We start from the raw sequence: 25652 nt of genomic DNA, 5'->3' as shown, positions 1-25652 counted from the left end.
ATAGGTGCAGTTATTCATAATCTATTTATATTAGATATTTTATAAATATTCACCTAAAAAGAATAAAGGGGGTATAAAGATGTTTACTTTAGGAGCAAGTTTAAGCAGTCATGTTAACACAGATTGGCAAACCTATATCATGATTGCGATTTATTTTATTATTTTATTAGTCATTGGCTATTATGGTTACAAGCAAGCAACAGGTAATTTAAGTGAATATATGTTGGGTGGGAGAAACATTGGACCCTACATAACTGCATTATCTGCTGGCGCTTCTGATATGAGTGGTTGGATGATTATGGGACTACCTGGCTCTGTATATAGCACTGGTTTATCCGCTATATGGATTACTATTGGTCTTACACTTGGCGCTTATATTAACTATCTGGTTGTAGCCCCTCGTTTAAGAGTGTATACAGAAATCGCTGGAGACGCTATTACACTTCCAGACTTTTTTAAAAATCGCTTAAACGATAAACAAAATATAATCAAAATTATTTCTGGTCTCATCATTGTCGTGTTCTTTACCTTATATACACATTCTGGTTTTGTTTCTGGAGGCAAATTATTTGAAAGCGCATTTGGATTGAATTATCATTTTGGTTTAATCTTAGTAGCGGTCATCGTTATACTTTATACTTTCTTTGGTGGATATTTAGCTGTATCTATCACTGACTTCTTCCAAGGGGTAATCATGTTAATAGCAATGGTCATGGTGCCTATCGTAGCTATGATGCAATTAAATGGTTGGGAGACATTTCATCGTGTTGCTGAAATGAAACCAACAAATATGGATTTATTTAGAGGAACTACATTTTTAGGTATCATTTCTCTTTTCGCATGGGGACTTGGTTATTTCGGACAACCTCATATTATCGTTAGATTTATGTCTATCAAATCACATAAATTATTACCAAAAGCTCGTCGTTTAGGTATTAGCTGGATGGCTGTAGGTCTTTTAGGTGCAGTAGGTGTTGGTTTAACAGGTATTGCTTTTATTTCTGATAACCATATTAAAATGGAAGATCCAGAAACTTTATTTATCATTATGAGTCAAATTCTATTCCATCCATTAGTTGGAGGATTCTTATTAGCAGCTATCCTTGCAGCAATCATGAGCACAATTTCATCTCAACTTTTAGTTACTTCAAGTTCTTTAACTGAAGACTTTTATAAACTATTTCGTGGTGAAGAACGTGCTAAAACACATCAAAAAGAATTCGTACTAGTTGGACGTCTATCTGTATTAGTAGTAGCAATTGTAGCAATAGTGATCGCTTGGTCACCAAATGATACAATACTTAACTTAGTCGGTAACGCTTGGGCAGGCTTCGGTGCTTCATTCAGTCCACTTGTTTTATTCTCTTTATACTGGAAGAAATTAACACGTGCTGGAGCAGTCAGTGGTATGGTAGCTGGTGCCCTAGTTGTAATTGTTTGGATTGTATGGATTAAACCATTGGCTAACATCAATGAGTTATTCGGTATGTATGAAATTATACCTGGATTCTTAGCTAGTGTGATTGTGACTTATGTTGTCAGCTTACTAACTCAAACACCTGGTGAATTTGTAGAACAAGATTTAAATAAAGTTAAATCAATCGTACGAGAAAAATAATATTTTTAGATAGAATAATGTGGCTGGGACATAATTCCCAAAGAAATAGCCAGTAAATGAGTTTTCATAGATTCATTTACTGGCTATTTTATTCACAACACTTCGTATTGTTGGCTCACTTGCCAAACTTGCTTTGCTTGTAGAAACTGACTAACTCAGTTTCTCTGTGTTGGGGCTCTTATTATGGGACAGCTTCAGCCTGTAGTCTTCAGCTTGTCCTGTTCTCTCAAGAGCCTCGACAAAATACTTTGTATTTATATGTATTTTTACATTGTAATACTTAAAAAATAAGGCACTTTCGTATAATTTAATAAACATCATTAAACTAAAGTAACGAAGTGCCTTATGTACAAAGATTATAGCATGACTCATTTTATTGATTAATTATTATAAATATGAACTTGTGGTTCTTTATCGTCTTTAGTTTTGGTAATTAAAGCACGTGCGTTATTTCCATCTTTAATTCGAATTTCATAGCTATCAATATTATCAAAATACTTTTCAGCTTGTTCAGTTACGTATTGGGTAATACCAATCGTTTCAGCTTGGCCATAATAATCAATTGGTAAATCTATCGTTAATTGTTGTGGCTTTTTATCAACAAATTTGATTTTTCCTACTGCTTGAGTAAAGTTAGTAAAATATGATTGCAAATTATTATTAAATTGTTTGAAGTTATTATTTAAATTTTTATCATATTTTTCAGCAGTAGACGATGGTAATAATGTTGATACTTCATTGATTTTATTCCACTTACTGATTTTAGTTTGATCGTCATCTACCACTGTATTTGCAATAAACTCTCCAGGTGTAATGGAATCTTGACCCGATTGCTTATAAATAGCAAATTGAATTGGAATATTCTTCAAATCATCATTAGCACGTAATCTCGTTAACATTTCTGATGCCATCGCTTTACCTTGTTTTTCAATTTCATTATCATCAAGTTTTTTACTATACGTTTCTCCATCTTTTTCTTTCTGATAATAATAAACGCTATTCATTGCTAAGCCAATCGTCATACCTTTAATATCAGAACCTTTAGTATCATTACTATCATAAAAATCTTGTTCTAAAATATTCGATAAATAGGCAGGAGACTCATCTGCAATTTTTTCAGGTTTTGTTTCCCCATTATGAGAAGGGTTTAGACCTAAATTTTCATTTGCTTTTTTAGATTTTTTCTCACTTTCGCTCATTTTTTCAATCTCTTTTTTAGAATACTTCGGACTTAAATATGCATTAATCGTGTCTTTGTTTAAATATTGTCCATCTTGATATAAGTATTTATCTGTAGGAAAGGCTTCTTTACTTAAATTGAGTAAGCCATTTTCAAAGTCTGCCCCATTATAGCTATTAGCCATATTATCTTGTAATACACCACGTGCTTGGCTTTCTTTAAAAGGCAAAATTGTTCTATAATTATCACCTTGTACATTTTTGTCCGTGGCGATTGTTTTCACATTATTCGAATTTGATTGCGTATCTTGTTGTTTATTAACTGAGTTATCATTTTTATTACTATTACCGTTGCCACATGCCGTTAATAGCACAAGCGACATTATTACTAATAGCAGTGTCCGCTTCATTGCCGTACTCCTCTAATTTGAAATTTCATTTTGTTTCGCTACAAATTGGTCTTCAGTCCAAATTGCTGTGCCAAATTTTTCTGCTTTGGTTAATTTTGAACCTGCATCTTCGCCAGCAATGACGATGTCGGTACTTTTAGTTACACTACTTGTAACTTTTGCCCCTTGCATTTCCAACCAAGCCGTCGCTTCTTTACGTGTCATTTGTTGTAATTTTCCTGTTAACACTATTGTTTTATCTTTAAAATCAGGATGCCCTTCTATTTCACTAGATTTGACACCTTTATACTTCATATTAACATTCTTATGCTTAAGTTTTTCAATCAATTCTTTAATATCTTCATTTTCAAGATAAGTAACAACTGATTGCGCTAATTTATCACCAATGTCATGGATACTTACCAATTCTTCTTCTGTTACTTCAAGCAAACGGTCCATCGTTTCATATTTCTCGGCAAGGACTTGGCTTGCTTTAGCGCCTAAATGGCGGATACCTAAACCAAATAATAAATGTTCCAATGAATTGGCCTTGGACATTTCAATTGCATTTAACAGATTATCTACTTTTTTAGCACCCATGCGTTCTAAAGGTAATAAATCATCTTTAGTAAGATAGAAGATATCAGCAACATCTTTAATCAGATGATTATGGTAAAGTTGTTGGATAATCTTTGTACCTAATCCATCGATATTCATCGCTTGACGTGAAACGAAGTGAATGAGACCTTCAACTAATTGTGCTTGGCATTGAGGATTAATACAACGTAGTGCAACTTCTCCTTCAATACGTACAAGCTCGTGTCCACAACTTGGACAATGCGTTGGCATATGATATGGCACAGCATCATCAGGACGACGGTCAACAATACTACGAACAACTTCTGGGATGATATCGCCAGCTTTTTTCACAACCACACTATCTCCAATACGAATATCACGTTCTTTAATTAAATCTTCGTTATGAAGTGACGCTCTTGAAACAGTAGTCCCTGCAACGCGGACTGGGTCTAAAATAGCAGTAGGTGTTACTACGCCCGTACGTCCAATACTTAATTCGATGTCTTGTAATTTAGTAATCACTTCTTCTGCTGGGAATTTATAAGCAATTGCCCATCTTGGTGATTTCTGTGTATAGCCCATTTCATCTTGTTGTTCTATGTCATTCACTTTTATTACTATACCGTCTATATCGTATGGTAATTGCTCACGTTGTTCTGTCCATTTTTTAATATATTCTAATACGCCTTCTATATCAGCAACACGTTCACGTTCATGGTTAGTTTTAAACCCTAAGCGATCTAATTCATCTAATGCCCCACTTTGCGTTGTAGCTTCAAAATCAGTAAAATCGTTGACGCTATATAAGAATACGCTCAATTTACGTTTTGCTGCTAATTTAGGATCTAACTGTCTTAATGAACCCGCAGCTGCGTTTCGAGGGTTGGCAAATGGTTGTTCTTCATTTTTTTCTTTTTCTTCATTTAAAGCCATAAATGAACGTCGTGGCATATAAGCTTCACCACGTACTTCAAAATTTAAAGGTTCTTTAATTTTTAGAGGTATCGCATGAATGGTACGTAGGTTTTCCGTAATATCTTCACCTGTTGTTCCATTACCACGTGTTAATCCTTGCACAAAGCGTCCATCTACGTATTTAAGTGACACAGCTAAACCATCAATTTTTAATTCACACATATATTCGACTTGTCCGATTTGTTCACGGATACGTGCATCGAAACGTCGTAATTCTTCTTCATTGAAGGCGTTCCCCAAACTCAACATTGGGGTATCATGATCAACCTTTTCAAAGGAAGATTGCGCTTCTCCTCCTACACGTACTGTTGGTGAATCAGGCGTTTTGTATTCAGGATGTGTCTCTTCAATATCTATTAATTCACGCAATAGTTTATCATATTCGCTATCAGGAACTGAAGGATTATCTTGCACGTAATATTCATAACTATATTGATTTAATAAATCATGTAGTTCATTAACACGTTGTTGGGTGTTTTCCATTCATTAATCCTCCTTTTTAGTAATTGGGGCAAATTGTGCTAAGAGTCGTTTAGGGCCTTCAGATTTGAAAATAATATCTAATTCGACTGAGCCATTTTTCTCACTTACATTACTTACCATACCCTCGCCCCAAGACTTATGCGTCACTTTATCGCCAACATTCCAATCTGAAGCGGATACTTGTTTTTTAGATGAAGTCGTACGCTTACTAAATCCACGTTTAGCTGGTGTTTTAGATTTAGGAGAGATCACTTGTCGTTGTTGTTTTTCAGGTGTTTCTAATAGTTCTTCTGGTATTTCACGTAAGAAACGAGATGGCATATTTGATTGTGAGCGTCCAAATAACATCCGAGATGTGGCGTGAGTGATATACAATACTTCTTCTGCACGCGTAATGGCTACATAGCAGATGCGTCGTTCTTCTTCCATTTCATGGTCATCGTCACTTTTAATTGCTCTAATATGAGGGAATAATGATTCCTCCATACCCATTAAGAAGACGATTGGGAACTCTAGACCTTTCGCAGAGTGCATTGTCATTAATGTCACACCATTTTCAATTTGCGCTTCATCAATATCTGCCACTAATGATAAATCTGTTAAAAAGTTAATCAATGATTGTTCTTCAAGTGGTGTATTCTCTTCATAGTCTTTAGGTACTGACATAAACTCGTCGATATTCTCTAATCGTGAACGAGACTCAATGGATTGTTCACGTTCTAACATTTGACGATAACCTGATTTATCAAGGATTTCATCTACAATTTCACTTATTTCAAGGAACTCTTGTTCTTTAATTAAGTTTTGAATAAGTTCATAGAATTCAATACATTCTTGTGTAACTTTTTTAGAAAGTCCAATAAAGTCGACTTCGCCTAATGCGTCAAACATACTAATATTATTATCCATTGCATAGCGTTGAATCTTTTCAACTGAAGATGGACCAATACCACGTTTAGGGACATTAATAATACGTTGTAAACTGATATCATCATTGCTGTTAGCGACAATGCGTAAATAGCTTAATAAGTCTTTAATCTCTTTACGATCATAGAACTTTTGCCCTCCCACCATTGTGTAAGGAATATTAGATTTCATAAATGTTTCCTCTAATACACGAGATTGGGCATTCGTTCTATAAAGAATAGCCATGTCACTATAATCTTTACCTAGCTTGCGGTGTTTAATGATTTGACGTACAACATATTCCGCTTCATCACGTTCTGTCATCGCTTCATAATATTTAATCTTTTCCCCACCAGTATTTGCTGTCCATAATCCTTTTGGTTTACGTTCTGTGTTATTTTTAATAACCTCATTAGCTGCGGTTAATATCGTTTTAGTTGAACGATAGTTTTGCTCTAGGAAAATAGTTTTAGCATCAGGATAGTCTTCTTCGAAAGATAAAATATTTTGTATATCGGCACCACGCCAGCCATAAATAGATTGATCTGAGTCGCCTACTACACATAAATTTTTAAATTTGCTAGCCAATAACTTAACAAGTGTATATTGAGCTTTATTGGTATCTTGATATTCGTCTACATGAATATATTGGAATTTATTTTGATAATATTCTAGTGCATCTGGAACACGTTCAAATAAACGAATCGTCTTCATGATTAAGTCATCAAAATCTAAAGCTTCATTTCGTGATAGTTGACGTTGATAACCACTATAAACTGTCGCTACCATTTGTGAATGAAAGTCATTTGCTTCATTCATCGCATCTTCTGGTGTCTTTAATTCATTTTTTAAGTTACTAATAGCACCGATAAACATACGAGGTTCAAAACGCTTGCTATCAATATTTTCATTTTTTAGCACATCTTTAATCACTGATTTTTGATCCGTTGGGTCGATAATCGTAAAATTGCGTTCAATACCAATTCGATCTGCATCGCGTCTTAAAATTCTCACGCACATTGAGTGGAATGTAGACATCCATATGACTTGGGCTTCTTCCCCTACAAGATGTTCTACACGTTCTTTCATTTCTTTTGCTGCTTTATTTGTAAAAGTGATGGCTAATATGTTGTAAGGAGAAACATCTTTTTCATCTAATAAATAAGCGATTCGATGCGTTAATACTCTTGTTTTACCAGAACCAGCGCCGGCCATAATAAGCAATGGTCCTTCAGTCGTTCTTACAGCTTCACTTTGCTCTTTATTCATGTTTGCTACTAATGAATTCATTTATTAGACTCCTTTTTTATTTTTACAGTTTTTAAAGCTTTTTTTATATCAGTATAAATAATATTACCTACTACAATAGTATCAGCAATATCTTTCATTTTCTTGGCTTCTTCTAATGAACTAATTCCGCCACCATAGAATAACTGAGTTGTTGATAACATTAGGGAGGCTGCTTTCACTTTTTCAATATCTCCATATTTACCACTATATTCAATATACATCATTGGTAATTTATACATATCATTTACCATTTGTGCATAGGCTTCAATATCTTCAGCAGTCAACTCAGTATCTGATTGTGTGACTTGTGCTACTTTACTTTCTGCATTAAGTACTAAATAACCTTCAAATATGACTTCTTCGAAATTAATCATATGTCCATATTGCTTTAGCGCTTTATGTAAAATGCCATTATGATACCTAGTATCTTTACTGTTCAATACGGTTGGCACGAAGTAAAAGTCAAAACCAGGCATTATACTTTCTAAATTTGAAATTTCAAGTACTAATGGCAATGGATATCGTCTCACTCTGCTCATTAAATGTATGACATTATCCTCAGTGATATCATCTGTGCCACCAATCATTATTGCATCAGTTTCAGACATACACAGTGCTTCTAAATCCTTGTCACTAATATCCTTTGCAGGGTCAAGTTTAAACACATGTTGCCACTCTTTAATGTCGTACATATATCCATAACTCCTTTTTTTAACATACACTAAATTATAGCATTTTTAATCTGTTTGTTCTAAATAGATTCCTCAACATCCAAAGTGAAAAATATAAAAATTGAAGTCAAAAATTAAAGCTGAGACACTAAGTCTCAGCCTTTTATATAAATATCTATTCTTTTGTTTCAATATTTAAACGATCTAAAATCATTGTATATGCATCATTACCCCATTGTAACGAACGTTTCACTCTAGAAATAGTAGCTGTTGATGCACCAGACTCTTTTTCAATCGTGGCATAAGTAAAACCTTGTTTAATCATTTTTGCGACTTGTAGTCTTTGAGATAATGATTGGATTTCGTTTACTGTGCATAAATCATCGAAGAACTCGTAACATTCTTCTCTATTTTCTAGTGTTAATATCGCATCAAATAATTCATCTAATGCTTGTCCTCGTAGTTTCTCGATTTGCATCTCAAACAACCCCTATATTCCAATTTCAATATACATTTATTTTAACGCATTAAATAGTTAAAGTGTAGTCATTTTATTGAAAAAAGAGTATAGGCTTATTCTAATCCAGCACGTGTGAAAATCGTATCAACTTGATTTAAGTGGTGTTCGGGATTGAAGCATTCATCTAATTCTTCTTTAGAAAGCACCTCAGTGATTGAACTATCTTGTTCAATTAATTCACGGAAAGGTGTTTTAGTTTCCCAAGATTCCATAGCTTTAGGTTGAACTTTGTCATATGCTTCCTCACGAACCATACCTTTGTTAATTAAAGCTAATAATACTCTTTGTGAGAAGATTAAGCCAAATGTTTTATCAATATTGTTTCTCATATTATCTTCGAATACAGTTAAGCGATCAACGATATTAGTAAAACGGTTTAAAGCATAATTTAATGCAATGGTTACGTCCGGCAACATAATACGTTCTGCAGATGAATGTGAAATATCACGTTCATGCCATAAAGGAACGTTTTCATATGCTGTTGTAATATAACCACGGATAACGCGTGAAATACCTGTGATATTTTCTGAACCAATTGGATTACGTTTGTGAGGCATTGCTGATGAACCTTTTTGGCCTTTAGCAAATGCTTCCTCGACTTCACGTGTTTCAGTTTTTTGTAAATTACGGATTTCAACTGCAAATTTTTCTAAAGAAGTAGCAACTAATGCTAACGTTGCAATGTAGTAAGCATGACGATCACGTTGTAACGTTTGAGTTGAAACAGGCGCAGTGTCAATTCCTAAATGTTTACATACATAACTTTCGATTTCTGGTGGAATATTAGCAAATGTGCCAACTGCCCCACTCATTTTTCCTACTTCGATTTCTTTACGTACTTCTTTAAAACGTTTTAAATTACGTTTCATTTCTGTGTACCATAATGCCATTTTCACACCAAATGTTGTAGGTTCAGCGTGAACACCATGAGTACGCCCCATCATTAAAGTATATTTATATTTTTTAGCTTTTTGTTCTAATACCTCGATAAAACGTTCAATATCTTTTTCTAAAATTTCATTAGCTTGTTTAATCACATAACTTAAAGCTGTATCAACGACATCTGTTGAAGTTAACCCATAATGAACCCATTTACGTTCTTCACCTAATGTTTCAGACACTTGTCGAGTGAAGGCTACGACATCATGACGAGTTTGTTCTTCGATTTCTTTGGCACGTTCAACATCAACTTTAGCATTCTCTCTAATTTTTTTAACATCTTCTTTTGGAATGTGACCTAATTCACTCCATGCTTCACATGCTAGAATTTCAACTTCTAACCATGCTTCATATCTATTTTGGTCTGTCCAAATACTAGCCATTTCTTCTCTTGAATAACGTTCAATCATTTTTAAACTCCTATTCTATGTATTAGATTCATCACAAAAACTGTACATTTATTATAAAAACACACAAATAGTTCGTGTTTAAGTACTTGTTTTTAGTTTAACAGATTCTATTTAAAAAGTATAAACCTTTTTTCTATGTAATAAGTATAATAGATTATTTGGAAAATAGACACTGATGTCCCCAATAAAAAAGAAACCCAAGTGCAATCAAGTTTTAGAAATTGCACTTAGATTTCCTATTCAAAATTTGTAATTCAATTATTCACTTTCGATTTTCTTACCAACAAATTGAATATCTTGTCGTAAAACTTCTACATTACCATTTTTATCTTCTGTATATACTGGTTTTTCAATGCGACGCACGGGCATATAGCCTTCTTCACGCATGCGTGCTAAACAATCAGCAATCGTTTCGTTCTCATTTACTCTGAACTTCACTGTGTTCCACAACGCTTTCTATTTCTTCTACTTCGTATGCTTTAACTTTACGTGTGCGTAAACCTCTTGTCCAGAAACCACCATGAATCGCTCTTGGTTCATAGGCAATGATGAATGCTTTTTCGTCTAAATTACGAACAGTTTCCATCAATTTACGTTCATAGCGTCGAGGAGTTAAGATTTGCATAACCATTCGACTACCATCTCTACCGTGTGCTTCATAATGGGTAACACCATAACCTAAATTTCTTAATTCATTAGGTAAATCTAACTCATATTCTGCTGAAGTTACATTGACGACTGTGTATCCTAAAGCTAGTTTCTCTTCAATCTTCATACCTACCATAATTCCTATTGAGAAGCCAAAGGCATAGGCGAATATATTCTGTATTTGATCAAGACTAGACATTACTAGTCCAAGACCAACCACATATATTAAAACTTCAAGGAAACTTACTGCTGCTGCCATATAACGATAACCTTTTAATGTTAAGATTGTACGCATTGTTAAAAATGTTACGTAAAAAACATTAATGATAAATATCGCTATAACCATTGTCCATGGATTTGATGTTATCACTGACATTTAAATCCCCATTTCTTCCTTATATAACTAAAATCGAACTCATTTTATCAGTGAATATTTAATTTGTCACTAAAAAATCGTTATAGAATAGTGATTAAACAAGGAAGTTAAAATTTAAAGATTGCATGAAAACCCTTGTCATTCGAATTTAATTCTTAGGCCAAGTATAACGATTATAAGCTAACTCACGTTTATGCGCATTGCGAACATAATGTTTTTCAATGACTTCGCGTGCTTCGCTTGGCACTTCTTTACCCTCTAAATAATCATCAATTTGATCATACGTTACACCGAGTGCTTCTTCATCAGGTAATTGTGGTTTATCATCTTCTAAATCCGCTGTTGGCACTTTTTCATATAAATGTTTAGGCGCATTTAAATATTGTAATAATTGTCTGCCTTGTCTTTTATTTAATCCGAAAATAGGGGCAATATCAGCAGCACCATCGCCATATTTAGTATAAAAACCAGTGATATTCTCAGCCGAGTGATCTGTGCCAATGACAATGCCACTACGGTTAGAAGCTATTGAAAATTGTACTTTCATACGTTCACGTGCTTTTTCATTACCACGTTGAAAATCTGTTAATTCAATTCCTGCATCTTTCAATGATTGTACACTTTGATCTACCGCTGGCTTAATGTTAACTGTAATTGTCTCATCTGGTTGGATAAACTTAAGTGCATCTTCTACTTCATCAGCATCTCTTTGTACACCATATGGTAATTTAACAGCGATAAATTGACATTCTCGTCCTTCTTTACGTAACTCTTCTACTGCAAGTTGAGCAAGTTTACCTGTTAATGTAGAGTCTTGACCACCAGAAATACCTAGTACGAGGGATTTTATAAAAGCATGTGATTGAACATATTCTTTAATAAAATGAATAATTTCATGTACTTCATGTTCACTTCCAATGTGCGCTTTCACTTTCATCTCTTTCACTACAATATCTTGTAATTTAGTCATTTTCTTCCTCCATTTCTTTTACATGCTCCGCAACTTCAAAAATACGTTTATGTTTATTATCCCAACATGCTGTACTTAAATCCACTGGATACTCTTGTGGATTCAAATAACGTTTATTTTCTTCCCATAATTTAGAAAGTGCTTGTTTTGAATAATCTTGCGCTTCTTTTTCACTTGGTAAGTCATAAACGAGTTTACCATTTTCAAAAATAGAGTGATGTAAGTCAATGGCTTCGAAATGTTTAATGTGTTTCATTTTATACGTGTGGACTGGATGGAACATTTTTAATGGTTTTTCATTATTAGGATTTTCATGTTCTAACGTAATGTAATCGCCTTCTGCTTTACCAGTTTTTGTATTAATAATTCTGTAAACTTTTTTCTTGCCAGGTGTTGTAACTTTTTCAGCATTATTAGATAGTTTAATACGATCAATATATTCCCCATTTTCATCTTCAATCGCTACTAATTTGTATACTGCACCTAAAGCTGGCTGATCATACCCGGTAATTAATTTTGTGCCTACCCCCCATGAATCCACTTTAGCACCTTGAGATTTCAAGTTCATTATTGTTTGTTCATCCAAATCATTAGAAGCAATTATCTTAGCATTAGTGAATCCCGCTTCATCTAACATACGTCTTGCTTCTTTTGATAAGTAGGCGATATCGCCAGAATCTAAGCGAATACCAATGAAATCTATTTTATCCCCTAATTCTTTAGCTACTTTGATAGCGTTAGGCACACCTGACTTCAAGGTATGGAATGTATCTACTAAAAAGACACAATTTTTATGACGTTCAGCATAAATATTAAACGCTTTATATTCATCACCATACGTTTGTACTAACGCATGCGCATGAGTTCCAGAAACTGGAAGACCAAATAATTTACCAGCACGCACGTTACTTGTTGAATCGAAACCACCTATATAAGCTGCACGTGCACCCCAAACTGCTGCATCCAGTTCTTGCGCACGTCTTGTTCCAAATTCCATCAATGTATCCTCTGGTGCCACTTGGCGAATACGACTGGCTTTTGTAGCAATTAACGTATGGAAGTTAACTATATTTAATAATACCGTTTCAATAAGTTGTGCTTGAATTAATGGTGCTTCTACACGTAATAACGGTTCATTCCCAAAGCACAATTCCCCTTCTTGCATAGCTCTAATATTACCTGTGAATTTAAGGTTTTTTAAATAAGATAAAAAATCATTCTGATATCCAATTGACTGTAAATATTCAATATCTGAATCACTGAAATGGAAATTTTCAATAAATTGAATCACTCGTTTTAATCCATTAAATACCGCGTAACCACTTTCAAATGGCATATTTCTAAAATACAAATCGAATACAGCATTTCGTTCATGAATGCCATCATTCCAATAGCTTTCGGCCATATTAATTTGATACAGGTCATTATGTAGCATTAAACTATCATCTTGGTAACGATACACCTTAATCTCTCCTAACGATCTTTTTGTATATTTTATCACAATTAGAGAATTGTGAGTATTCTCCCAATTTTTATCCTTTTTTAAAAATAAAAATAAAGTTATCTGACAAATTCGTGACAAAAAATATATTTGAATGTGTTCATTAGTTGCCTAGATTATAATACTTATTGAGGTGTTCATATGATATTTGAAGAAGCAAAGTCATTTATACAAACCATGTATTCCGAATTAGCATATCCAACAAATAAAATAACTGAAAGAATCAATGAAATCGAAGAAGAAATTGCTCAAACTGGCACTTATACGCATACTTATGAAGAGTTGAATTACGGGGCAAAGATGGCGTGGCGAAACTCTAATCGCTGTATCGGGCGCCTATTTTGGGATTCACTGTATGTGAAAGACGCTCGAGACGTAACGACTGAAGTGGGTTTTATCGAAGCGATTAATACACATTTAGATGAAGCTACGAACGACGGCAAGATCAAGCCTTATATTACTATTTTCTCTTCTGAAAAGGCACCCCGCATATACAACAATCAACTTATACGTTATGCAGGTTATGAAGATAAAGGCGATCCAGCTGAACGTGAAATTACACAACTGGCACAACATATGGGATGGAAAGGACAAAGTACAGATTTTGATGTTTTGCCGTTAATTTATCAATTACCTGGTGAACCTGTTAAAATGTACGATTTACCGTCCTCTTTAGTAAAAGAAGTCAATATTGAACATGACCATTTTCCAAAATTAAAAGATTTAAATTTAAAGTGGTATGGTGTGCCTATCATATCTAATATGGATTTAAAAATTGGCGGTATCACTTACCCTACTGCACCATTTAATGGTTGGTATATGGTAACAGAGGTAGCCGTACGTAATTTCACAGATCCTTATCGCTACAATTTATTAGAAAAAGTTGCAGAAGCTTTCGAATTTGATACACTTAAAAATAAATCATTTAATAAAGATCGAACATTAGTAGAGTTAAATTATGCGGTCTATCATTCATTTAAATCTCAAGGTGTATCTATCGTTGATCATTTGACTGCATCAAAGCAATTTGAATTATTTGAACAGAAAGAACATGCGGCACAGCGTGAAGTGACAGGTAAATGGTCTTGGTTAGCGCCCCCACTTTCACCAACGTTAACAGCGAATTATCATCATGGTTATCACAATGAAATGAAAGACCCTAACTTCCATTACAAAGAGAAACAATCGATGAAATGTCCATTCCACTAGTGTTCAACAGTCATGGGGTGACATTATAAGATGCGATTATATTATTTAGGTCCTAAAGGGACGTTCTCTTACCTAGCTGCAAAGACTTTTATCTCTGAAGGTGAAGCTACATATTCACCGAAATCGAATTTATATGAAGTAGTAAAGTCAGTTAATGGAAATGACGACTCCGTCGGCATTGTACCTATTGAAAATTCTATCGAAGGTACTATCAACATTATTGCTGATGCACTAGCGTTACAAGAAATTTATGTCCATGGTGAAATTCACCTAGCCATCAACTTCGCCTTATATGGTAAAGAAAGTGCTACCGTTGAAGACATTAAAAAAGTATATTCAATTGCGCCAGCTATAAGCCAAACAAGTCTTTATATTTATCGCCATCATTTTTCATATGATTATGTGGATAGTACAATTCAAGGATTAGATAAAATTTCAGATACTGAAGGTGCTATTGCACCTCTTGGAAGCGGTGAAGCATATGGTTATATGCCTATTGATAGCAACATTCAAGATTATCCTCATAATGTGACTCGTTTCCTGGTGGTGAAAAATCATGACCGCTATAATATGGAAGCTAAAAATACGATATTGCTCATTACACCGAAATTTGACAAAGCCGGCTTATTAGCAAGTATATTAAATACCTTTGCGTTATTTAATATTAATCTGTCATGGATTGAATCGAGACCTTTAAAAACGAAATTAGGTATGTATCGCTTCTTTGTGCAAGCTGATATTGGTTTATGTACCGAACTCAATAAAGTGATGTCCATCCTAGAAACGTTAGATTTCAAAGTAAAAGTCATTGGAGCATTTAATCGTCATTAAATGAGGTCTGGACAAAAGCGTTTAGGATTTGAGCAGAACTTTGAGCAGAACCGAACGATGAGCAAAATTGTTCCCCAAATTTTGTCGAGTCGTGAGTCCCCAACTTGCTTTGTTTGTAGAATTTCTGAATGAAATTCTCTGTGTTGGGGGCCCCGCTGCCGAGAATCCTGCTTTTGGGAAGGCGTTAATCATTTTCCCAGAGCATATTTTTTTAAGTCTTAGCCTATTTTATGATAAATACTATTGAACGTTAATTTTGTTCACTGGTACATCATCACTTTGGTTATAGGTTAAATCAGAAATATCTTCTAAATGTATTTTTTGCGATGCATGATTAAAAGTATTTCCTGCTACAAAGATATTCGCATGTTTGACATTATTATAACTCCTAACATGAATCGCATCTCTTTTCATTTCTCCCTTAAAAATGTTTCCGATAACACTGAAATTCTCACCTGCTTGAGACGCTTGAACGCGGCCTGTTACTGGGTCAGCCGCATTCTTGCCATCCTTCACTCCTAAAAAACGAATACCACCATTACAATTTTTAAATTCATTACGTGAAACAGTCATATTTTTAGCTTTTAATGGTGTGAGTGCATACTCATTTAATCCATCAAAAATATTATTCCGGATATGTACATTTTCGTAGAATTTATTATATCGACTTGCATGTGAACCTATGGCTCTATTCCACGCTTGCATTTTTGGATGTTCTGAATTACCGAAGTAACAATTTTCAATAACAACGTTTTTAGTAATTGTGCCATCTGTCGTGCCAAATTTAGGAAATGCACCAGGCACTTGAATGTCTAATTGTATTGCTTCTGAAAATGAACGATCCCCATTGATATCGTAAAATCCTTCAAACCTACAATCTTTAATATATAAACCATTGATACCACAAGCATCTAACGCATGGCCACCCACTACATTTAAAACAGTTACGCCTAATAGTTGAATATCTTCCGCATGTCCAATAGACATTGCTGTATTATTGTAAGGATAATCTCCTCCATTCATATCAAATACACCACCTTTGATATAAATGTGGCTGTTTCCTTTATAACCATGATAAAAACCTAAGCGTCTTCCATTTTTCAATAATGCGTCCTTACTACAACGTAGCAAGACTGTTTCATCTTCAAGAAGAAGTGTTGTTGAATCATATATCACTAAAGCTTTACCGATATGATAGGTACCTTTAGGAATATAAACAGTTTGCTCTCCGTCTTTTGCGGCATTTAGCGCCCTTTGAATTGCCTTAGTGTCTTTACGCTTATTCTTCCCTTTTAACCCATAATCTTGAGCATTAATTATCATTTTTTATTGTCCCCTATCTATCATTATGTATTACAATTTTAAAATTTATGTATAAATTTGTATCAAATCCAGAGTAAAGCTATACTATAGTTAACAATTTTAGTTAAACCATACTTGAGGTATATGTAAAAGTCTTATCTATATTATTATACAATTTTCGATTACCTCAAACATGCACTTGAGAGGAAGTTAGAATATGACAAAAAAAGCCTTAATTGTTGTAGATTATTCTTATGATTTTATCGGTGACGATGGCCGTTTAACATGTGGCCAACCTGGTCAAGACATTGAAAAATTCATTGTTAATCGTCTTGAATATTATCAAGCACATAATGATAATATTTTCTTTATGATGGACTTACATTATGAGAATGACGAACATCATCCAGAAACTAAGCTCTTTCCCCCACATAATATCGCGGGCACACCTGGACGCGAATTATATGGAAACGTTAAAACTTTTTATGAGAAACATGAAGAGAGTGATAATATCCACTACTTAGATAAACGTCGCTATGATTCATTTTATGGAACTCCATTAGATAGCTTACTTCGAGAAAGAGGTATTACTGAAGTTGAAATTGTAGGGGTATGCACAGATATTTGTGTATTACATACTGCAGTTGCTGCATATAATCTGGGTTATCATATTGTAATTCCTAAAGATGGCGTTGCTTCTTTCAATGCACAAGGACATGAGTGGGCGCTCGGTCATTTCCAAAACTCATTAGGCGCCAAGGTGGATGAATAGCCCTAAAACATGCTAAAATAATATTAAATTTATAGGATAAGGGTGAATTAAAACTATGGCAAAAACTTATATTTTTGGACATCAAAATCCAGATACAGATGCTATTTCATCAGCTATCATCATGGCTGATTTTGAAAAATTAACTGGTAATTCTGACGCAACAGCTTATCGTTTAGGTGATATCAACGCTGAAACACAATATGCGCTTGATCATTTTGAAGTCAAAGCACCAGAATTATTAAGTGATAATCTAGAAGGACAAAATGTTATTCTAGTTGACCATAATGAATTCCAACAAAGTGCAGAAACAATTGCTGATGCGACAATTTTAAACGTAGTAGACCATCACAGAATCGCTAACTTTGAAACAGCAGGTCCGCTATACTATCGTGCTGAACCAGTTGGCTGTACTGCAACTATTCTATATAAAATGTATAAAGAACGTGGTTTTGAAATCAAACCTGAAATTGCAGGATTAATGATTTCAGCTATTATTTCTGATAGCTTATTATTCAAATCTCCAACATGTACTGAAGAAGATGTGAATGCTGCTAAAGAATTAAAAGATATCGCTAATGTTGATTTAGATGAATATGGTTTAGAAATGTTAAAAGCAGGTGCTTCTACCACTGATAAATCTGCTGAAGAATTATTAGACATGGATGCTAAATCATTTAATATGGGTGACTACGTAACTCGTATCGCTCAAGTCAATACAGTTGATATCGACGAAGTATTAAATCGTAAAGATGAATTAGAAAAAGCGATGTTAGAAACTAGTACTAACGAAAAATATGATTTATTTGTATTAGTAGTGACTGATATTATTAATAGTGACTCTAAAATTTTAGTTGTTGGTGCTGAAAAAGATAAAGTCGGCGAAGCTTTCAAAGTTCAATTAGATGATGGTATGGCCTTCTTATCTGGCGTAGTATCACGTAAAAAACAAGTCGTGCCACAAATTACTGAAGTATTAACTAAATAATTTGTTGTTTCTATTTAAACTGAGTCACAATTGGTGGCTCAGTTTTTTTAATAACTCAAAAATTGGGTATAAATAATATAAATCATATTTACTTTTTATATTAATCTTATTTATTAATAAATATTTAAATTTTAGGAGGTCTTGTGCTTGTCTTCAATAGAGCAACAATTTGAAAACAGTAAAACTTTTTTTAAAACACATAAAACAAAAGATATTAAGTTTAGAAAACAACAATTAAAAAAATTAAGTAAAAGTATTAAAAATCATGAAAATGAATTACTTGAAGCTTTAAAAGAAGATTTAGGTAAGAGTCCTGTAGAAGCCTATGCCACAGAAATTGGAATTTTATTAAAAAGTATTAAAACGGCGCGTAAAGAACTTAAAAATTGGGCTAAAACAAAGCAAGTTGATACACCCTTATTTATGTTTCCTTCTAAAAGTTACATTAAGCCTGAACCTTATGGCACTGTTTTAATTATCGGTCCATTTAATTACCCTGTACAACTTGTCTTTGAACCCTTAATCGGTGCTATTGCTGCAGGAAACACTGCTATCGTTAAACCATCCGAATTAACACCTCACGTAGCTAGTGTAATCAGTAAAATAATTGAAACAACTTTTGCATCTGAATATATCTCTACTGTAGAAGGCGGTATCGAAGAAACACAAGCTTTAATCAATCTACCTTTCGATTATATGTTCTTTACAGGTAGTGAGAAAGTTGGTCAAATTGTCTATGAGGCTGCCAGCAAGAATTTAGTACCTGTCACACTTGAGTTAGGTGGTAAATCCCCTGTCATTGTAGACGAAACAGCAAATATAAAGGTTGCTAGTGATCGCATCAGCTTTGGAAAATTTACTAACGCAGGTCAAACTTGTGTGGCCCCTGATTATATTCTTGTTAATCGAAAGGTAAAAAATGAGCTTATACATGCATTAAAACATAGTATAAGTGAATTTTACGGTAAAAATATTCAAAAAAGTCCAGATTTTGGACGCATCGTTAATGAAAAACATTTTAATAGATTAAATGAATTATTAGCCGTGCATCATAACGAGGTAGCATTTGGTGGCCATACGGATGCATCTGAACGTTATATTGAACCTACGATATTAGAAGGTATCAATCCACTCTCAAAAATTATGCAAGAAGAAATCTTTGGTCCACTTTTACCAATCATCACCTATGATGACTTTGATGAAGCAATAGATATCATACAAAGTAAATCAAAACCATTAAGTTTATATTTATTTAGTGAAGATGAAAATACGACACACCGTGTATTAAATGAATTGTCTTTCGGTGGTGGTGCTATCAATGACACATTGATGCATTTAGCAAACCCAAACTTACCATTTGGTGGCGTAGGTTCTTCAGGAATTGGTCAATATCATGGTAAATATACATTCGACACATTTAGTCATAAAAAATCATATATTTTCAAATCCACACGCTTAGATTCAAGTATTATTTATCCTCCATATAAAGGTAAATTTAAATACATTAAAGCTATTTTCAAAAATTAAAGAGAGCAAAACAATATAAAAGCTACGACATCATTTAAATGTCGTAGCTTTGTTTTAATTATTCTAAAAATCCTACATATACACCTTCTGGGGCTGTATATTGATTATCTTTAGGTGTGAGTTTACCAGTATTTGTATCACGATTGAAAACAGTAACTGCATAATTACCTTCTTGATGAGCACATACAAGATATTCATCTGTTTCCGTAATATTAAAATCTCTAGGGAATTCTCCCCCAGTTTTTACAATTTCTACTGGATTAAGTGCTGCGCCCTCTTCAGTTACTGTAAATACTGCAATACTATCATGACCACGATTACTCACATACAAACTTTGTTGGTCGTGAGATAATCTTACTGCTGCTAATTTAGTATCTCCTTCAAAATCTTCAGGAATAGTTAAATGACGTTCTATTTCTTCAAATTTCCCATCAGCGTAACGTATTACACTTACATAATTGGATAATTCATGAACAACATAAGCGTATTTACCATTTTTATGAAAAGCAATATGTCTTGGACCATCTTGATCTTTAAATTGAGAAACAGAATGCTCTTTAAATCCATTATCGCCAAATTCATAAGTGACTAATCGGTCTGTGCCTAAATCTGCAGTAACTATAAATTTATTGTCAGGCGTTTCGTTTATAAAATGAACGTGTGGCTGTTCTTGACGTTCATGGCTACCCGTTGGATAGTCATGTGCTAATTCTTCAATTAATTTAACTACTTCACCAGTTTCTTTATTTAATTGATAGATACGTGCTAGTCCAGCGCCATATACCGCTTCAAATAAATAATTGTGATTAGATGAAACAGAAATATAGCATCCAGTGCCTTGCGTAGATTCTAAACATTTGTTAATTAAGGACAAGTTACCTTCCTCATCTTTTTTAAAAGCTGCTACTCCACATTGCTCGCCTTCTTTAGTGATCGCATATAAGAAGTCTTCAGTTTGTGCTAAATAGGTTGAAGCTTCAATCTCGTATCCAGTTTCGACTGAATCAATTTGGCCATTATCTTCATTTAATTCGAAGCGATAAATACCCTTACCTTCTTTTTTAGTATAAGATCCAATATAACCTCTCGTTGCCATAGAAAAACCTCCAATCATTTATTAATTTCATTTTATTAAAAGTAAGATAGACATGCCAATTATTCCTACTCAGAGTTATTGTTTATAACTTACATTCACAAAAATCATTTAAATAAAATAAAAAATCCAGCAATTCCATATGAAATTACTGGATCAATTTAATCGATTAATTAAGCATTATTGCTTTCGATATCTGAAACGATTTCTTTTGTTTTTCTTTCGATATCTTCAAAGTCTTTTTTGAAAATGTAAGCAAATGCAGCTACGCCTACACCAATTACTAATGTAGTGATGACTACAAAGCTTAATAAGAATTTGAATAAACCTTTAATTAAATCCCACATTAAGTTTCACCTCTGAAATAAAAATAAGTGCGTTTACAATATTATATTTTATCATACTTACTGTGATGGTTAAATAGATAGCTTTTTTCGTCTTATAATAATCGCTAAAAATTGAATTTCAAAAATTCAAAAACTTCATAATTTTTAATTGCACTTTAATTTAAGATAACCACCAAGATTTTACTGAATCAACTACACTTCTATATGCATCTGAAATCATTCTATCCCTCCTTGTATTTTTAATTTTTCTTGCTATCATGTTCAGTATAGTAATAATTATATTAGTTTTCAATTAATGCTATTTTACAATATTTTAAATTTTCAGGAGGCCTTCTCATGCAACAAGTGAAATCGGATATCATGACATTTCGAGGGTCACATTTTGATTTAGGTGTTAAAACGGCTCAATGGCTTAAACAAACACCTTTACTAGAAAATCGTGAACGCGAGTGGAAAAAACGTATGCCTCGTTTTGATATAGATGTTAATGAAACCTACTCAGTTTTTCAAACGTATGCGCCTGAAATTTGGGAAGAATTAACGGGAATGCAAGAAGTACTTAATCTACCAACGAAGCAAATGATTTTAAACTTTGCTCATTATCGTTTCACTGATTTGAAAGAAAGTGGATGTACTGTATTCCAAGGCCCAAATTACATGGTACGTAATTATGATTACCATCCTGCTACATATGATGGTAGATATTTATTATTCCAACCTAATGATGGCGGTTTGGCTCAAATCGGTCCTACATCACGTGTTACAGGACGTATGGATGGAATGAACGAAGCTGGACTTTGTATGGGCTATAACTTTATGCATCGTAAGAAACCTGCTAACGGTTTTGTCTGTTATATGATTGGTCGTTTAGTCTTAGAACATTGTAAAGATGTCGAAGAAGCGATTCAGTTTTTAAAAGAGCTGCCTCATAGAAGTTCATTCAGTTACATTTTGATGGATAGACAGTTACATCATGCTATTGTAGAAGTCACTCCTCGTTCTTTCGATGTTAGATACAATAAAGTGTGTACTAATCATTTTGAATTGTTAACACATGAAAATCGTAATTATACGACCGAATCGCGTGATCGATTAGAACGCACCGTTAATCAAGTGTCACAAGACTTAGATAAATTCACCGCTTTTAAACTTTTTAATGATCCTCAATATGAAATTTATAGTAAATTATTTAGAAGTTGGTCAGGTACGATACATACTTCTATGTATGAACCACAAAGTTTAACGGCTTGGATGACATTAGGTGAGAACCAAACACCCACTTCCATTGATTTTCAATCATGGCTTAATGGTACTGAACTAGAAATCAAACAATTTACAGGTAGAATTGATACAAATTTAACATTCGCTAATTATTAAATAAAAATGTCGACGAACTTTGAAGTAATTCGTCGACATTTATTTATGTACAATTATTTAATTGTAATATCGTATTTTACAGTATAAAATTCTACAATATTCTTGCTTTTACCAACTTTTCCATTTTTAAAAGCTCTGTTTTCTACTTTAGCTTTTCCAGTTCCCGGATGTAATTTTAAAAGTGTGTCTTTTGGTTTTTCCTTATAGCTCATAGTTATAAATTTTTGTTTACTTGAACCTTTTAAATCTGATTCACTATGCATATCAGTAAATTTTAAATAACCAATCTCACTTAAGAATATAGAATTTTGTATTTTTGAATTGTTGACTTTAACACTACCAACATGTAATTTTGATTTAATATTGCGAACTAAACTATTTTTAATAACTAAATCGCCAGAGCCATTTTCTATATTTATATCATCCAATTCTGAATGATTAGCATAAATATCTTCTCCCTCTTTATAAATAGAACCTTCATTTACTTTCAAATTATCAAGCATCACTTCGCCCATATCAGCATCAATCTGCATTTTTTTCAAACCCTTTTCGGGAATAGTAATATAAATTGTAGATTTACTTAAATTAAAGGGATTAACATTAAAACTATATCCTCTATTTTCAGCTCGACGTTCTTTTATATTAATTGCATTTTTTTTGGTAGAAACTTTTACATCATTATCTCCCACATATTTTACATTGAATCGGTTACCTTTTTTGATAGCTATATCAGAACTAAAGCTGTCAATATTAAGTGTATTTAGATTTTTACTAGTAAATTCTTTATTATACTTTAATTTCTTATATTCTTCTTTATCATGGACAAACCATACTAACGTTGCTGCTAAGAAAAATCCTATAAAAATAACTAAACCTGTAATTATCGCTTTCTTCATTGTTTGATTCTTCCTTTAATCGTTTGTATATACCATGATAAATACTTTAATACGAGTCTATATAAATTTCGAGTAATAATAATTGTAATTGCAATTAATACAATGCCTATTCCACTATAAGAAACACTAAAAAGAAAATTACTAAACGAATCTTGGATACCTTTTACGAAGCTCGTAATAATTAATATAATCGGGAAAAGAATAAGAAAAATTGAAAATAAAAACACTAATAACAAAATCCCTAAAAATATAAGGAGAGGAATAATGATAAAAATAAATGAAATGACGCCCAAACTCAAGGACGCCATGATTGCTCTAATAATGTTACGTAAATTCGGCGTAACTTTTGCATATGATATTGCTTCTTTAGCTTTCAGTTCTTTACCAATTGCGTGTGGCTCTTTTAAATCAGATAATATTTCTTTTTCTGATTTGCCCTTTGTTTCTTGATTATAAAAATGATTTTCATAATCGTTCATTAATTTATCTTTTTCTTCAATTGGCAATTCATCTAATTCCATCTCTAGTTCAGTTAAAAAAGTAATTTTATCCATTTCTCTTTCACATACTTTCTTAATTTGTTTATTTCACATATCATGTTATAAAACTTTAACGGCTAAAGAATTCAATACGTTTCACAATACCATCTTTATAAAGAATAGATAATTTCATATGGTTTTCCTTATCTACATAGACAATTGCATCATAACCTTTACCCACTTTATCTTTACGATAATTGTCACCTAAGTAGTTAATCACATCATCTACATGTCCACCTATGTGAGCACCAAAATTTGTATCTACTTTAGAATCGTTAATCACAACAATACCTTTAATTTTGTTTTGTTTCTTTTTAACTTTTACTGTCACATTTTTATGATGTTTATCATTATAAAATTCATATCTATCTAATTTAATGTGATGATTCACATTATAATGAGATTTATCAAATTGTTGATTGAGTTGTACATTATTTATCTTTATATCTGTTAAATCAACTGTCTTTTCATTTTTATAAATAGTAAGACTAATGACCACCGCAAATGCTAAAATAGCAAAGATAATCGAAACAGCCCATCTATTTTGAATGCGCAAAATAACCACCACTTTAATCGTATTAAATTAAATATATCATAATAACTCTTTCATCTACAAAGATATCATGGAAATTATAAATATCGTTTTTTTAATTTTCAATTTATTATATTTTTAGTAAAAGTATTAAAAATATCAATTTTCCAAAAAACTTGTTATAATAATGTAAATTTATTTAAGGAGGTTTTACTTATGTCTAACTTAGAAACATATTACAAAAAAAGCCAACCACTTGAAGACTATATTGCAGATATGACTACAAATAAAAATAATGTACTAGCAATATACGATGCATTTAGTATTCCTTCCAATGATAGTAAAATTGAAAATTTAAAAGACGCTTCATTCTCAAAGGTTTTAGTAATTTCAGAAGACTGGTGCGGCGACGCAATGATGAACCTTCCTATATTAGCGCGTATCAGTGAATATTTAAATCTTGAAGTACGTGTATTTCACCGAGATGAAGACACTAATTTGATTGATCGTTATTTAACCAATGGGACAGCTCGCTCTATTCCAATCTTTATCTTCTTAAATGATAACTATGAACAAGTTAGCGTTTGGGGACCAAGAGCACGCGAAGCTCAAGAATTTGTTACTCATATAAGAGCAGACAAATTACCAGAAAAAGACGATCCAACATTTGAAGAAAAAGAAAAAGAAGTACATCAAGAAATTGTCTCAAAATATAAAAATGATACAGAATTATGGAATCAAGTTTATGATTCAATTATTAATAAATTATCATTATAGGTATTAAAAAG

The 25652-nt window shown here is 33.0% G+C and carries 24 protein-coding genes; 8 read left to right on the top strand and 16 right to left on the bottom strand.

The genetic code is table 11. The features are described from left to right. Positions 1-79: 79 nt before the first annotated feature. Positions 80-1618 (top strand): sodium/proline symporter PutP, encoded by a 1539-nt coding sequence (gene putP, locus MT340_RS04615; RefSeq protein ID WP_243588972.1) that lies wholly within the window; start codon positions 80-82, stop codon positions 1616-1618. A gap of 380 nt (positions 1619-1998) precedes the next feature. Here putP and MT340_RS04610 read toward each other — a convergent pair whose 3' ends face one another. From MT340_RS04610 to MT340_RS04565, 10 genes are all read right to left on the bottom strand, one after another. Beyond that, positions 1999-3207, bottom strand: a complete 1209-nt coding sequence (locus MT340_RS04610; RefSeq protein WP_243588971.1) for a CamS family sex pheromone protein — start codon at positions 3205-3207, stop codon at positions 1999-2001. Positions 3208-3219: 12 nt separating this feature from the next. Beyond that, positions 3220-5223, bottom strand: coding sequence for an NAD-dependent DNA ligase LigA (ligA, locus tag MT340_RS04605; protein WP_243588970.1), 2004 nt, complete (start codon positions 5221-5223; stop codon positions 3220-3222). A 3-nt stretch (positions 5224-5226) separates the two neighbouring features. Beyond that, on the bottom strand, positions 5227-7419 hold the full coding sequence (pcrA, locus tag MT340_RS04600; RefSeq protein WP_243588969.1) for a DNA helicase PcrA: 2193 nt from the start codon (positions 7417-7419) through the stop codon (positions 5227-5229). Continuing rightward, positions 7416-8111, bottom strand: coding sequence for a heptaprenylglyceryl phosphate synthase (gene pcrB, locus MT340_RS04595; protein ID WP_243588968.1), 696 nt, complete (start codon positions 8109-8111; stop codon positions 7416-7418). Before pcrB ends, pcrA begins: the two co-directional genes overlap by 4 nt. A gap of 154 nt (positions 8112-8265) precedes the next feature. Next, the gene (locus MT340_RS04590; RefSeq protein WP_103297985.1) at positions 8266-8568 is read right to left on the bottom strand and encodes a YerC/YecD family TrpR-related protein; all 303 of its coding nucleotides are present in this window, start codon (positions 8566-8568) and stop codon (positions 8266-8268) included. Positions 8569-8663: 95 nt separating this feature from the next. Next, positions 8664-9959, bottom strand: a complete 1296-nt coding sequence (gene purB, locus MT340_RS04585) for an adenylosuccinate lyase (RefSeq protein ID WP_243588967.1) — start codon at positions 9957-9959, stop codon at positions 8664-8666. A 258-nt stretch (positions 9960-10217) separates the two neighbouring features. After that, complete coding sequence (locus MT340_RS04580; RefSeq protein ID WP_126565877.1) at positions 10218-10397, bottom strand: NETI motif-containing protein; 180 nt, start codon at positions 10395-10397, stop codon at positions 10218-10220. Beyond that, complete coding sequence (locus tag MT340_RS04575; RefSeq protein WP_243588966.1) at positions 10378-10983, bottom strand: DUF2179 domain-containing protein; 606 nt, start codon at positions 10981-10983, stop codon at positions 10378-10380. The genes MT340_RS04580 and MT340_RS04575 overlap by 20 nt, the downstream gene beginning before the upstream one ends. A gap of 148 nt (positions 10984-11131) precedes the next feature. Next, on the bottom strand, positions 11132-11953 hold the full coding sequence (gene nadE, locus MT340_RS04570; protein WP_243588965.1) for an ammonia-dependent NAD(+) synthetase: 822 nt from the start codon (positions 11951-11953) through the stop codon (positions 11132-11134). Beyond that, a complete protein-coding gene (locus tag MT340_RS04565; protein WP_243588964.1) occupies positions 11946-13415 on the bottom strand; it encodes a nicotinate phosphoribosyltransferase in 1470 nt (489 codons plus the stop codon). The genes nadE and MT340_RS04565 overlap by 8 nt, the downstream gene beginning before the upstream one ends. A 180-nt stretch (positions 13416-13595) precedes the next feature. On the opposite strand from MT340_RS04565, the gene MT340_RS04560 reads away from it, so the two are divergent. Continuing rightward, entirely contained in the window at positions 13596-14663 is a 1068-nt protein-coding gene (locus MT340_RS04560; RefSeq protein WP_243588963.1) for a nitric oxide synthase oxygenase, read from the top strand. Positions 14664-14693: 30 nt separating this feature from the next. Further along, positions 14694-15494, top strand: a complete 801-nt coding sequence (locus tag MT340_RS04555; RefSeq protein ID WP_243588962.1) for a prephenate dehydratase — start codon at positions 14694-14696, stop codon at positions 15492-15494. 240 nt (positions 15495-15734) lie between these two features. On the opposite strand, the gene MT340_RS04550 is transcribed toward MT340_RS04555, so the two are convergent. Beyond that, complete coding sequence (locus MT340_RS04550) at positions 15735-16817, bottom strand: glycoside hydrolase family 55 protein (RefSeq protein ID WP_243588961.1); 1083 nt, start codon at positions 16815-16817, stop codon at positions 15735-15737. A gap of 196 nt (positions 16818-17013) precedes the next feature. On the opposite strand from MT340_RS04550, the gene MT340_RS04545 reads away from it, so the two are divergent. From MT340_RS04545 to MT340_RS04535, 3 genes are all read left to right on the top strand, one after another. Next, positions 17014-17568: a cysteine hydrolase family protein gene (locus MT340_RS04545; protein WP_243588960.1), complete on the top strand. Its 555-nt coding sequence runs from the start codon at positions 17014-17016 to the stop codon at positions 17566-17568. 55 nt (positions 17569-17623) lie between these two features. After that, positions 17624-18553, top strand: a complete 930-nt coding sequence (locus MT340_RS04540) for a manganese-dependent inorganic pyrophosphatase (RefSeq protein ID WP_243588959.1) — start codon at positions 17624-17626, stop codon at positions 18551-18553. Between the two features lie 147 nt (positions 18554-18700). After that, positions 18701-20080, top strand: coding sequence for an aldehyde dehydrogenase (locus tag MT340_RS04535; protein ID WP_243603609.1), 1380 nt, complete (start codon positions 18701-18703; stop codon positions 20078-20080). A 58-nt stretch (positions 20081-20138) separates the two neighbouring features. Here the strand turns inward: MT340_RS04535 and pglS are convergent, their stop codons facing one another. Together pglS and MT340_RS04525 are read right to left on the bottom strand one after the other, a co-directional pair. Then, positions 20139-21176, bottom strand: a complete 1038-nt coding sequence (pglS, locus tag MT340_RS04530; RefSeq protein WP_243588957.1) for a 6-phosphogluconolactonase — start codon at positions 21174-21176, stop codon at positions 20139-20141. A 170-nt stretch (positions 21177-21346) separates the two neighbouring features. After that, the gene (locus MT340_RS04525; protein ID WP_103299074.1) at positions 21347-21520 is read right to left on the bottom strand and encodes a hypothetical protein; all 174 of its coding nucleotides are present in this window, start codon (positions 21518-21520) and stop codon (positions 21347-21349) included. A 336-nt stretch (positions 21521-21856) separates the two neighbouring features. Between MT340_RS04525 and MT340_RS04520 the strand changes: the two genes are divergently transcribed. Further along, positions 21857-22897 (top strand): C45 family autoproteolytic acyltransferase/hydrolase, encoded by a 1041-nt coding sequence (locus MT340_RS04520; RefSeq protein ID WP_243588956.1) that lies wholly within the window; start codon positions 21857-21859, stop codon positions 22895-22897. 53 nt (positions 22898-22950) lie between these two features. Here MT340_RS04520 and MT340_RS04515 read toward each other — a convergent pair whose 3' ends face one another. The 3 genes from MT340_RS04515 to MT340_RS04505 are packed head-to-tail and all read right to left on the bottom strand — an operon-like array spanning position 22951 to position 24888. Beyond that, positions 22951-23793, bottom strand: a complete 843-nt coding sequence (locus MT340_RS04515; protein WP_243603608.1) for a DUF4097 family beta strand repeat-containing protein — start codon at positions 23791-23793, stop codon at positions 22951-22953. Then, positions 23790-24347, bottom strand: a complete 558-nt coding sequence (locus MT340_RS04510; RefSeq protein WP_243588954.1) for an HAAS signaling domain-containing protein — start codon at positions 24345-24347, stop codon at positions 23790-23792. Before MT340_RS04510 ends, MT340_RS04515 begins: the two co-directional genes overlap by 4 nt. Before the next feature lie 55 nt (positions 24348-24402). After that, positions 24403-24888 (bottom strand): hypothetical protein, encoded by a 486-nt coding sequence (locus MT340_RS04505; RefSeq protein WP_243588953.1) that lies wholly within the window; start codon positions 24886-24888, stop codon positions 24403-24405. 192 nt (positions 24889-25080) lie between these two features. Here MT340_RS04505 and MT340_RS04500 point away from each other — a divergent pair, with 192 nt between their 5' ends. Beyond that, complete coding sequence (locus tag MT340_RS04500; RefSeq protein WP_243588952.1) at positions 25081-25641, top strand: thioredoxin family protein; 561 nt, start codon at positions 25081-25083, stop codon at positions 25639-25641. The last annotated feature ends 11 nt before the right edge of the window (positions 25642-25652 follow it).

Origin of the sequence: Staphylococcus sp. NRL 16/872 (genome assembly GCF_022815905.2) — a bacterium.
Taxonomy (GTDB): Bacteria; Bacillota; Bacilli; order Staphylococcales; family Staphylococcaceae; genus Staphylococcus.
This window is presented reverse-complemented; position numbering and strand designations above follow the sequence as displayed.

Bases quoted from the DNA above. Each gene is read 5' to 3' on its own strand.
- putP (WP_243588972.1), top strand. From the start codon at position 80: ATGTTTACTTTAGGAGCAAGTTTAAGCAGTCATGTTAACACAGATTGG.
- MT340_RS04610 (WP_243588971.1), bottom strand. From the start codon at position 3,207: ATGAAGCGGACACTGCTATTAGTAATAATGTCGCTTGTGCTATTAACG.
- ligA (WP_243588970.1), bottom strand. From the start codon at position 5,223: ATGGAAAACACCCAACAACGTGTTAATGAACTACATGATTTATTAAAT.
- pcrA (WP_243588969.1), bottom strand. From the start codon at position 7,419: ATGAATTCATTAGTAGCAAACATGAATAAAGAGCAAAGTGAAGCTGTA.
- pcrB (WP_243588968.1), bottom strand. From the start codon at position 8,111: ATGTACGACATTAAAGAGTGGCAACATGTGTTTAAACTTGACCCTGCA.
- MT340_RS04590 (WP_103297985.1), bottom strand. From the start codon at position 8,568: ATGCAAATCGAGAAACTACGAGGACAAGCATTAGATGAATTATTTGAT.
- purB (WP_243588967.1), bottom strand. From the start codon at position 9,959: ATGATTGAACGTTATTCAAGAGAAGAAATGGCTAGTATTTGGACAGAC.
- MT340_RS04575 (WP_243588966.1), bottom strand. From the start codon at position 10,983: ATGTCAGTGATAACATCAAATCCATGGACAATGGTTATAGCGATATTT.
- nadE (WP_243588965.1), bottom strand. From the start codon at position 11,953: ATGACTAAATTACAAGATATTGTAGTGAAAGAGATGAAAGTGAAAGCG.
- MT340_RS04560 (WP_243588963.1), top strand. From the start codon at position 13,596: ATGATATTTGAAGAAGCAAAGTCATTTATACAAACCATGTATTCCGAA.
- MT340_RS04555 (WP_243588962.1), top strand. From the start codon at position 14,694: ATGCGATTATATTATTTAGGTCCTAAAGGGACGTTCTCTTACCTAGCT.
- MT340_RS04550 (WP_243588961.1), bottom strand. From the start codon at position 16,817: ATGATAATTAATGCTCAAGATTATGGGTTAAAAGGGAAGAATAAGCGT.
- MT340_RS04545 (WP_243588960.1), top strand. From the start codon at position 17,014: ATGACAAAAAAAGCCTTAATTGTTGTAGATTATTCTTATGATTTTATC.
- MT340_RS04540 (WP_243588959.1), top strand. From the start codon at position 17,624: ATGGCAAAAACTTATATTTTTGGACATCAAAATCCAGATACAGATGCT.
- pglS (WP_243588957.1), bottom strand. From the start codon at position 21,176: ATGGCAACGAGAGGTTATATTGGATCTTATACTAAAAAAGAAGGTAAG.
- MT340_RS04525 (WP_103299074.1), bottom strand. From the start codon at position 21,520: ATGTGGGATTTAATTAAAGGTTTATTCAAATTCTTATTAAGCTTTGTA.
- MT340_RS04520 (WP_243588956.1), top strand. From the start codon at position 21,857: ATGCAACAAGTGAAATCGGATATCATGACATTTCGAGGGTCACATTTT.
- MT340_RS04515 (WP_243603608.1), bottom strand. From the start codon at position 23,793: ATGAAGAAAGCGATAATTACAGGTTTAGTTATTTTTATAGGATTTTTC.
- MT340_RS04510 (WP_243588954.1), bottom strand. From the start codon at position 24,347: ATGGATAAAATTACTTTTTTAACTGAACTAGAGATGGAATTAGATGAA.
- MT340_RS04500 (WP_243588952.1), top strand. From the start codon at position 25,081: ATGTCTAACTTAGAAACATATTACAAAAAAAGCCAACCACTTGAAGAC.